At 64.7% G+C, this 8,056-nt stretch carries 6 protein-coding genes; 4 read left to right on the top strand and 2 right to left on the bottom strand.

The features are described from left to right. The first annotated feature begins 300 nt into the window (after positions 1–300). Positions 301–2,040: a gamma-glutamyltransferase gene (ggt, locus tag NKI99_RS23485; protein ID WP_352612192.1), complete on the top strand. Its 1,740-nt coding sequence runs from the start codon at positions 301–303 to the stop codon at positions 2,038–2,040. A gap of 83 nt (positions 2,041–2,123) precedes the next feature. On the opposite strand, the gene NKI99_RS23480 is transcribed toward ggt, so the two are convergent. Then, a complete protein-coding gene (locus tag NKI99_RS23480; RefSeq protein ID WP_032808338.1) occupies positions 2,124–2,471 on the bottom strand; it encodes a hypothetical protein in 348 nt (115 codons plus the stop codon). A gap of 514 nt (positions 2,472–2,985) precedes the next feature. Here NKI99_RS23480 and NKI99_RS23475 point away from each other — a divergent pair. From NKI99_RS23475 to NKI99_RS23465, 3 genes are read left to right on the top strand one after another with little or no spacing between them, the layout of a single operon-like run. Then, on the top strand, positions 2,986–3,861 hold the full coding sequence (locus tag NKI99_RS23475; protein WP_352612190.1) for an ABC transporter substrate-binding protein: 876 nt from the start codon (positions 2,986–2,988) through the stop codon (positions 3,859–3,861). Continuing rightward, positions 3,854–5,905, top strand: coding sequence for a Fe(3+)-hydroxamate ABC transporter permease FhuB (gene fhuB, locus NKI99_RS23470; RefSeq protein ID WP_352612188.1), 2,052 nt, complete (start codon positions 3,854–3,856; stop codon positions 5,903–5,905). The genes NKI99_RS23475 and fhuB overlap by 8 nt, the downstream gene beginning before the upstream one ends. A gap of 25 nt (positions 5,906–5,930) precedes the next feature. Further along, positions 5,931–6,812 (top strand): alpha/beta hydrolase, encoded by an 882-nt coding sequence (locus NKI99_RS23465; RefSeq protein ID WP_352612186.1) that lies wholly within the window; start codon positions 5,931–5,933, stop codon positions 6,810–6,812. Here NKI99_RS23465 and NKI99_RS23460 read toward each other — a convergent pair. Continuing rightward, positions 6,809–7,918 (bottom strand): DUF4432 family protein, encoded by a 1,110-nt coding sequence (locus tag NKI99_RS23460; RefSeq protein ID WP_352612184.1) that lies wholly within the window; start codon positions 7,916–7,918, stop codon positions 6,809–6,811. The two genes, NKI99_RS23465 and NKI99_RS23460, sit on opposite strands and share 4 nt — an antisense overlap. Positions 7,919–8,056: the final 138 nt, after the last annotated feature.

Raw genomic sequence — 8,056 nt, 5'->3', positions numbered from 1 at the left:
CCGGCCTCAAACCCGAGCCGCAAGGCACCCCACATTGGCCTGACCCTCCCTCCTTGCCCCTATAACTTAATAACGCAACGGGCCCGCAAGGGGGGAGATTGGCCGCTTCATCGGCAGCGCTCTTCCTGCAATGTCGAAGATTGGCGAAAGCAGAGACAACAACCGATCTCCCCCCTTGCGGGGGAGATGTCCGGCAGGACAGAGGGGGGTGTGAAGGATCGCCACCCGTTATTATTGGCTAGACTAACCCACCCCAAGAGGCTCTTCTAGGCGCACCCCTCACGCTCCCGGAGGCACGCCATGCCGCTCACCCGCAGAACACTGATCGCCGCCAGTCTTTCCATCACCTTCGCCCTGGCGCCGTTGACGGGCGTCTTCGCCGCCTCGCCGGCGCCTGCCAAGGGCGAGCACGGCATGGTGGTGACGGCCCAGCATCTGGCGTCCGAAGTCGGCATCGAGGTGCTGAAAAAGGGCGGCAATGCCATCGATGCTGCGGTTGCCGTCGGCTATGCGCTCGCGGTCGTCTACCCCAATGCCGGCAATATCGGCGGCGGCGGCTTCATGACCATCCGCTTCAAGGACGGCAAATCGACCTTCCTCGATTTCCGCGAGCGGGCGCCGCTGTCGGCGACAAAAACCATGTATCTCGACAAGGACGGCAAACCGGTGAAGGGGGCCAGCCTCGACGGCTATCTTGCGGTCGGCGTGCCGGGTTCGGTGGCTGGTCTGGAGATGGCACGCGAAAAATACGGCAAATTGTCCCGCCAGGATCTGATGGCGCCGGCAATCGGCTATGCCAGGGACGGCTTCATCCTCAACCAGGGCGACGCCGCCTCTTTTGCCGGCAGCGCCGACAGGCTGGCGAAGGACCCCGCGGCCGCCGCCATCTTCCTGAAACCCGACGGCAAGCCCTATGGCATCGGCGAGCGGCTGGTCCAGCCCGACCTCGCGGCGTCGCTCGCCGCCCTTTCCGAAAAGGGTCCGGATGCCTTCTACAAAGGCGCCATCGCCGATGCCATCGTCAAGGCCAGCGGCGCCAAGGGCGGCATTCTCGCCAAACCGGATTTCGAGCAATATGCGGTGCGTGAGCTCAAGCCCGTGACCTGCACCTATCGCGGCTACGAGATCACCTCCTCGCCGCCGCCCAGCTCCGGCGGCGTCATCATCTGCGAGATACTCAACGTTCTGGAGGGCTATCCCTTATCCTATCTCGGTGCCGGTTCTGCCGAGACGGTCCACGTCATGATCGAGGCGATGCGCTACGCCTATGTCGACCGCAATTCCGCGCTCGGCGATCCCGATTTCGTCGACAATCCGGTCTCGAAATTGCTTGATAAGGCCTATGCCAAGGAAATCCGCGACAAGATCGACCCGTTCCGGGCCGGCGTGTCGCAGGATCTGATGCCGAAGGGCTTTGGCGAGAGCAAGGAGACGACGCATTATTCGATCATCGACGATGAAGGCAATGCGGTCGCGGTCACCTACACGCTGAACGGGTCCTTCGGAGCCGGCGTCGTCGCCGACGGCACCGGCATCCTGCTCAACAACGAAATGGACGATTTCACCCAGAAACCCGGCGTGCCCAACCTCTACGGCCTGGTCCAGGGCGAGGCCAACGCCATCCAGCCGAAGAAGACGCCGCTGTCGTCGATGAGCCCGACCGTGGTCGCCAAGGACGGCAAACCGTTCATGGTCATCGGCAGCCCGGGTGGCTCGCGCATCATCACCATCACGCTGGAAGCGATCGTCAATGTCATCGACCACGGCATGAACATCCAGGAGGCGATCGACGCGCCTCGCATCCACCATCAATGGCTGCCCGACAAGGTTTATGTCGAGCCGTTCGGCCTGTCGCCGGACACAGAAAAGCTGCTGGCCGGCATGGGATATCACCTCGATCTCGCTGACCAGACCTGGGGTCAGGCGGCCGGCATCCTGGTCGGCGGCAAGAGCCTGGCGGAAATCGAGAAAGGCGGCGGCGCGCGCTACAACGGCGCCATCGACAGCCGCGCGGCCTCTGGCGAGGCGCTCGGATACTAGGCGAAACCCCAAAGGGTCTGGTGCGATCCCTTGGAATTGAGCACCGGCTTAGAAGGCCGGTGCTGGACCTTGTGTCTTCTGGCTCACAAGACCAGCGTGAGGGTGGACGCAACCAGCATCAAGGCGGCAATGCCGACGAACAGCGCATAGATACGCGGCCGGTCGAGCAGCAGCGCGTTTCCGGATATCCAGGCGGACGTGGCGCCGCCAAGCGCGAAGAGGAAGCCGTTGCGGTGCCCGAAGACCATTGATGCGGCCATCAGCCCGCCAATGATCAGCGCACCGAACACGATGATCACGGCAACGGCATATCTCTCGAAATCATTGCCGCTACCCATGCTCGGGCCGATTGCGTTCAACGTCGGCAGGTCGTCCGGATCGAAGGGGTTCGTCGACCCGTATTCGTCTTGACCGGCAGGCTCTCGCATCATTCGTTCTCCGTATAGCGGCAACAAATCATCAAGCCTTGCCGAGTGCAACCCGATCGCGCTGCCTTGATGCGTTCGACCGGTCCTTGACGTCTTCAGGCGGCGGCTTGCTGCCGGCTTTTTTGGTTCGTTCCTTGGCCGTCTTTGGTCTCTCAAGCAATCCAGGAAACGGCTGCCCAAAGGCGACCGTGGCTTCGTCTATCATGGAATGCCTTCGTGGAGGAAAAATGATGCGAGGCGCGGATTGGGCTTCGCGGGCCGTGATTTTTTGGCGGCCACATCGCACAGCGCTGTTGTACGGGCGAATCGCCTTGCGGCCAAGCGGCGGCTGCGCCTGGCATGCGGTTGCGTAAAAGTTGACTTGTCAGGCCACCAAAATGTTGACTATTTAACTCATGTTTCATAGTCAACCGGGCAGTGGTCACTGGAGACCGTATCCCGAAAAGCAGGGCACGCCGCATTGCAGAGAGACCGAGAGCCCCAGTCGAGAGCCGCGTCCGATCACTTGCGCAGCCGAATGACCCGGCGCCAGGCGCTCGGGCTTTTCACGCTGCCGTTCGCCGGCATGGGGTTCTCCACGGCTGAAGCCCGTCCGTTGCGCATAGTCTGCCTGGATGACGGGTTGACCGAGACCTTGCTCATGCTCGGCGTCAGCCCGGTCGCCATTGCCGATCGGGAGGTCTGGGAGAAATGGGTGGTCGAGCCGCGGCTGCCGCCTGACATCGCCGATGTCGGCACGCTGCTCGAGCCCAATCTTGAATTCCTGCAGCAGCTCAGGCCCGACATCATCCTGTCCATGCCGTATCTCGACGGCATCAAGCCGCTGCTCGAACGCGTGGCTCCGGTGACGACGATCGGTCTCTACACCGAAGCCGGGCAGCCCTATCAGCGCGCCGTCGAGGCGACGCGCCAGCTCGCCGGGCTTGTCGGCAAGGAAAGCGAAGGCGAAGCGCTGATCGCAGCGACAGACGCGTATTTTACGGAGCTTCGCCAGCAACTGGCGCCGCTGTCGGCACGGCCGATCTATGTCGTCAGCTTCCTGGACCCCCGCAATGTGCGCGTCTACGGCGCAAAGAGCCTGTTTCAGGAGGTGTTCGACCGCATCGGGCTCAGCAACGCGTGGACGGCCGAGACCAATTACTGGGGGTTTTCGACCGTCGGTATCGACGGGCTCGCAACATCCAGCGATGCGCGCCTCGCCTATCTCGAACCCTTGCCTGAGGGCGCCGGCGGCACGCTGACCGAAAGTCCGGTCTGGAACGCCATGCCCTTCGTGCGCAACCGCTCGATCATGCGCCTTCCTGCCGTCCTGATGTTTGGCGCGCTTCCATCCGCGCGCCGTTTTGCTCGGGTCCTGGCGTCGGCGATGACCGCGGAGGCCGCCCATGGCTGAGGATGCCGCGGCCGTCACTCAAGAAGGAAAGCTTGCGCCGTCGGGCCGCGCCTTGCCATGGGGCTCTCTTGGCAATCAGCCGGTAGGCGCGATCCTGCTTTGCGCGGTGCTGCTCGCGGCGGCGCTCGCGGCAACCGTCTCGAACCTCACCGTGCAGCTGCCATCGGCGCTTTGGCTCCAATCGCTCGCCGCCCCCGACATTGATGATATGCGGCAGGTGCTCGTCCACTACGCCTTCCTGCCCAGGCTTGCCGTCAGCCTTTTATGCGGTGCGGCGCTCGGGCTTGCCGGAACCGTCCTGCAGCAGGTTCTGCGCAACCCGCTTGCCTCGCCCGAAACGGTCGGCGTCTCGGCGGGCGCCTATCTGGCGCTGGCACTAGCAACGCTTCTGTCACCGTCGCTGCTTGCCTTCGGCCGCGAATGGGTGGCGCTGGGCGGCGCATTGGTTGCCCTTGCCGCCGTCATCGCTCTGTCCTGGCACAAAGGCCTGTCACCGCTTTCGGTCGTGCTGGCGGGGCTTGTCGTCAGTCTCTATGCCGGCGCTATCGGCGCTGCCCTCATTGTGCTGCGGCATGAATGGTTGGCCGGCCTGTTCATCTGGGGCGCCGGTTCGCTGGGCCAGCAGGACTGGTCGACGACACTGTGGCTGTTGCCACGCATCGGCAGCGCGGCGCTGGCGATCTTCCTCATGGTGCGGCCGCTGGCCCTGCTTGGTCTCGACGATGAAGGCGCGCGCAGCCTTGGCGTGCCGCTCGGCGCCTATCGCTTCGCAGGACTGGCGGCCGCGGTCGCCCTGATCGCGTTTGTCGTTGCCGCTGTCGGCGTCATCGGTTTCGTCGGCCTGGCCGCGGCGACGCTCGCGCGCATCGGCGGTGCCCGGCGGCTGGGCCAACAACTGGTGATGGCGCCGCTGATCGGCGGGGCGCTGTTGTGGACAGCCGACCAGGCCGTACAGATCGCCACTGGACCGCAAGGCGACCTGCTGCCGACCGGAGCGATCACAGCACTTCTCGGCGCGCCTCTGCTTCTCTGGCTGCTGCCGCGCCTTGCTCTTGGCTCGGAAGTCCCGACCTTGATGGCCGCGCGCCTGCCGCGCGCAAGCCGGCCCGGCCTTATACTGACGGCGATCGGCCTGGCCCTGCTTTTGCTGCTCGGGCTGGCCCTGCTCTATGGACCGGGTCCGCATGGCTGGACCTTCGCCTTCGGCGACGAGCTGCAGCCTTTGCTGTCGTGGCGGTGGCCTCGCGTGCTTGCCGCGCTGAGCGCCGGGGCGATGCTGGCGCTTGCCGGGCTGATGATGCAGCGGCTGACCGGCAATCCGATGGCCAGCCCGGAAGTGCTGGGCGTCAGCGCCGGTGCCGCCCTTGGCATGATGGTGGCGCTGTTTGCGCTCTCCGATGCCGGACGTCCGGTTCAGACGGCGGCGGCAACCATCGGCGCCTTCGCCGCTTTGCTGGTGACGCTGGCGATCGGCCGCCGTGCCGCCTATGCGCCGGAGCGGCTGCTGCTCGCCGGCGTTGCCCTGACTGCCTTGTTCGACGCGCTGATCCTGGTGCTCACCGCCACCGGCGATCCGCGTGCCATGCTGCTGCTCAACTGGCTGACCGGTTCGACCTATGGCGTCGATGTCGGCGGCGCCTTGCTCACCGGTGGCATCGCCGTCTGCCTCTTCGCGCTCGCGCCTTTCTTCATGCGTTGGCTCGACATCCTGCCGCTTGGCCCCGCCGCCGTGCAGGGCCTTGGCATTGACCTGAAGAGGACGCGGCTTTTCGTGCTGCTGGTGGTCGCGGCACTCACCGCAGCCTCGACGCTGATCGTCGGTCCGCTGACCTTCATCGGCCTGATGGCGCCGCACCTTGCCCGTCGCTTTGGCCTTTCCCGTGCGCTGCCGCAGGCCATTGGCGCGGTGCTCGCCGGCGCGCTGATCATGGTCGCCGCCGACTGGATCGGCCGCACCGCCATCTTCCCGCGCCAGATCCCGGCCGGTCTCGTCGCCACACTGATCGGCGGCCCGGTGCTGATGTGGCTGCTGCGCCGCCGTTGACTTTTTTGTCCCTCTGGAGATATCCATGTCCAAGTCGATGGCGGCGCCAGCCTTGATTGCCGACACCACGATCCACGACTTCCTCCCGGCGCATGGCGGCGCCGCCTGGCGGATATTCCTGCATGTGCCGTCCGGGCCGGTGCCCGAGGCCGGCTGGCCTGTGCTCTACATGACCGACGGCAACGCCGTCATCGGCACAGCGGTCGACGCCATGCGCGCGCAGGCCTTCTATCCAACGGGCACCAATGTCGGCTGGGGCGTCATCGTCGCCATCGGCTATCCCGTCGAGGGCGCCTACGACCCGTTGCGCCGCTCATGGGATCTCGGCCCGCCGCCGGGCAAGACCTACCCGCCCTTCTACGAGGGCACGCCCGAAGTTCGGACGGGTGGGGCAGCGGAATTCCTTGCCTTCATCGAAGACAAGCTCAAGCCATGGGTCGCCAGTCGGGTCACGGTCGACACAAACCGCCAGGCGCTTTACGGCCATTCTTTCGGTGGCCTGTTCGCGCTCTATGCCCTGTTCACGCGGCCGTGTGCCTTCCAGACCTGGATGGCGGCGAGCCCCGCCCTCTATTGGGAAGAGCGTGCCATCGACCGCTTTCTCGAAACCTTCGAGGCCGCCGTTCCCGCTGGTTTGGCGGCGACCATGATCCTGTCGGCCGGCGAGTACGAGACCGAGAAGCTGGCGCCGTTCCAGATTGGCGCCGAGGACGAGGAAAAGCGCCTGCGGCAGAAGAAGGTGACACGCACCGACGAATTCGCGCGGGCAATGGCGCAGCGGCTTGATGCTCTCCCGGGCGTGCGCGCGCGCTTCGAGCTGCACGCCGGCGAGAACCACATGTCGATCCTGCCGGTCACGGTCAATCGCGCGGTTCAGGCAGCGTTTGCGGTCAGGGCTTGCGACTAACGGCCTTCACCTCTCAACGCTGCGATGGCTTGTTCCCGTTGTGCGGCTGCGTCCGCGTCCATAGCGCCAAAACGCAGGGCACAGCGGAATTTTTCCCCGGGTACGACGCGAACCAGGCGGCCTCTTTCCTTGGCCGCAAGATAGCCGTCTGGTTCGGCGGTGGCCGGCAACACGAGGCCAAGTGCGTCCTGGTCGGCGCCGCGCGTGATCCAGCGGACGGCATAATTGAGCTCGTCGGGGCGAAAGCTGACGAAATCCGCCGTACGGTCCGGATGGACCTGCAAGGCGTGCGCCCAGCCCTGGAGGTCCGCCTTAGCCCTCATCGTCAGCACGAGTTCTGGGTCGATCGGCTCGCCCTTGGTCAGCAGGCGATGCCGCGAAGGATCGGCGACAACGGCATCGCGGTAAGCAAGGTAGCTTTCGCTCGGTGTGAAAAAGGGCGGCAGCGTCTGGCGCACGACAATGTCCGCGGAATCATCCGCTACGGTGTCGACCAGGCGCCCGCCGTCGGCCGGCTTGAAATTGATGTGCGCCAGGTACATCAACTCCATGGCCGAGCGTTTCAGGTTCTCGATCACGATGTCGACTGCGACGCTGCTGGCATCGAGTTGCAGCCGTACGGTCGGCTCCATCACATAGTCATGGCTGAAAGCGACGGTCTGTCGGCAGCGCCCCGTCAGCGCCATGAAGGGTCCTTCGGAATTGCTGCCGGCGATCAGTTGCACGTCCTGATAAGGCGCATTGGGCAGATCGCCGTGAAGCGGGTGACGGTCATCCGGGCCAGGATTTCCCATTGCGGTAGCGCCGCAGTGAATGAAGAACGCGCCGTAGTTGGAAAGATAGTCCCGGGTCGCGACCGGCTCATCGAACATCGAGCGCATGGTCAGGGAGCGGCCGAGGAAGGTCACGTCCCATATCTGCTGTCCTTGGAACGGCAGCATGACGATTTCGCCCTTCGCGTTGCTGATCCGAAGCCCGGCAACGCCGGATCGATAGCGAAAGGCGGTGGCGACAAGCCCGCGATAGCGCGCGACGATGGTTTCCGACGGGCCGAACTGCTCGGGCACGAGGTCGACGAAGACGTGATCGGAGTGGTCCAGATGCATTGTTTCGACCTCTATCTTCCGCAAGTGTGCGTGCCGATAGTCGCAGGAAACATCTGGAAATCAACGGCAGCACGCCTCACAGCTTCTGCCAGGACGGCTGGTGGAAAAGTCTCTTCGCGCCCTCCTGGGAGAGCGCTC

Source organism: Mesorhizobium sp. M0239, assembly GCF_040321815.1.
Taxonomy (GTDB): Bacteria; Pseudomonadota; Alphaproteobacteria; order Rhizobiales; family Rhizobiaceae; genus Mesorhizobium.
This window is presented reverse-complemented; position numbering and strand designations above follow the sequence as displayed.